The 446-nt window shown below is 53.6% G+C and carries 1 protein-coding gene; it reads right to left on the reverse strand.

Annotated features, from left to right (window positions below):
• Nucleotides 1–446 (reverse strand): FtsQ-type POTRA domain-containing protein (locus ACU8YC_RS27665; RefSeq protein ID WP_446896350.1); only part of this gene is annotated, 446 nt, incomplete at both ends.

Genomic DNA, 446 nt, shown 5'->3' on the forward strand with positions numbered 1-446 from the left:
TTATTCGGCGTCAACCGCCAGGAACGACGAGCGGTCATTGCCGCTTGCTTCAGGGTGAATCTATCCTTAGCCAGCACCTGCCCCATGGCACGGAACCCTTGCAACACTTCACTCGCGCTGCCTTCCGGCCCGTACAACATGGGTAATACCTGCTTATTGGCCCGACCGGTTGGGACGCTGAACGTATTTCCTTCGGCATCCACCATCTGTTGGTCATTCCAACGCGCTATTGGCACATATTCAACCAGATGAATCTTCAATTCATCAGGCCATTGCTTTCTGACGCTCGCCTGTTTGTTCCAAGGGAGACGTTCAATCTGGCTCTGGATGATGTTCACATCCTGAGTCATAAAGGTTCCCGGAGCGCCCAGCGCCAGGCTGGACTGACGGATATCGTCATTGCGCCTGTAATGCCGTCTACCGGTTAACACCAGTTTTGACAATGC

The organism is Citrobacter sp. VF227 (assembly GCF_052950715.1).